We start from the raw sequence: 1,795 nt of genomic DNA, 5'->3' as shown, positions 1-1,795 counted from the left end.
ACAGCTTGTATTGCTGTTAGCTTGAGCTTGGTTAGAGCCGTTTGAATTGCTCTTAATAGCAGATGATTGCTGTTGAGCATTAGACTGAGCTCCATTAGTATTTAGGGCCACTGCACAGCTTGTATTGCTATTGGCATTGGATTTGACAATACTTCTTCCTCTTTTTGCCAAAGCTGAAGCATTATTCTCCTCTATAATGAGGGTGTCACCTAAACTACGGATATAATTAACGAGCTGATTAATACCCAGATGGATATTAATGGACTTCCTTCGGCAACAGTCTTTAAACTGCGATATTTTCTTCTTGCAGTTATTAGAGACCTTCCAGATTAGATTACCTGATTTCATAGATCCATCATCATTAAAGTTTTGAGGATTAGTTGCTATAAGGGATCTAGCAATTGCTGATTGTAGATTAGCTATTTCCTCTTGAACAGCTTCTGGTTTCTTACCGACACATCTAATGTTTTCTAGAAACACACCGTCCTTATGAGTGATAGCAATGCTTCTAGGGCCTAAATCTTCACCAACAACACCTTGACCTAGAGCATGTCTAGGTTGGCCATTTTTATTTCGCTTGACCTTAGGGGTGCCCTCTATGCAGATATGAATATAAATGCGACGCTTGCCTCTTATAATTTGAGGCACAAGGGATACATAGCAAGGACGATAGGTGCTAATACAGGATCCATTGTCTTTATAGCAGTCAATGGCGGCCTTATCCATTTGACTTTTATTAGTCAAATAATGGATAACAGCATCAGCTTCCTCTTGCTCAAAGGTATCATTAATTTTGGCACCAAATACCATTGAGCCATACTTAAACTGCAAAGAACCATCTTTGGCAGTTAAAATAATGCACCTATTAATTTGCTTGGCAATTAAAGCAGGGTACACGCCTTCTTCAGTAAAGTGAATGGTTTTGCCATTACGATATAGACAAGTCTCTACACCTTTCCATACAGCTTCTGCCTTTGTTAAGGCCAAAACAGCATCAATTTTATAGTTAACTTGAAGAGTTTGCATAGTCTTGCGACAAAAATCCCAAGTTACATTTTCGTTTTCTTGCATTTGCTTGAGCTGCTGCGCATAATTTTTCTTATCAGCAGGGTTATCGGCCTTACCATAAAGCTCTAAAAGATTGCGATACTGTTTAGTGCGAGTAAGTCGATTGAGATTCTTGCGCATTTTATTAGTCAACTCATTACCAGCAAGGCGTATCCTGTTAGATACTTTAAATAACTGACAAATATCTTTAGCAGAAAGAGTGGACTCTAACTTAAGTACATGACGGCTAGACTGTTTATGAATTTGCTTTAAAAGCTGTTTATCAGCAGAGCTCATAACCTCATCAGAGTTCATACTCATAAGTGCATCAGTGCTCATAGCTGCATAAGGAGTCGTAATCATAATTTGCCTCATCTTAAAAAAAGCAACAATATAATATTATTTATAATATCATATTGTTGATATCATTGTCAAGTAATTTATTAAAAATAATACAATTTTATGAGTTCTCTTTATGTCATAAAAACAAATCTGTATAAAACATTACTCTTGAATGTCGACTACTATCACGTTTTAATAGCTACTGAGCTCTGCATACAAAAGTAACCTAAAAATAGATTTGCCTTATATATCGCATTTATCAAAAATAGTAGAGGTTACCTAACATTAGCTTAACCTCTAGTCTTGCTCCATGAAAACAAGATTTATATGGGGGTTATTAAAATTTGTTGTTTAGAGGTTACTTTAGTATGCAGAGTTCAGGATGTAGCTTCTTATAGAGCCACAC

Annotated in this window: 1 protein-coding gene; it reads right to left on the bottom strand. The window is 36.3% G+C overall.

The features are described 5' to 3' along the window. On the bottom strand, positions 1 to 1,410 hold a 1,410-nt coding region (locus tag MXE38_RS12215), incomplete at its 3' end, for a hypothetical protein (RefSeq protein ID WP_246915480.1). Positions 1,411 to 1,795: the final 385 nt, after the last annotated feature.

The sequence above is a fragment of the Anaerobiospirillum sp. NML120448 genome, assembly GCF_023050945.1.
Classification (GTDB): Bacteria; Pseudomonadota; Gammaproteobacteria; order Enterobacterales; family Succinivibrionaceae; genus Anaerobiospirillum.
This window is presented reverse-complemented; position numbering and strand designations above follow the sequence as displayed.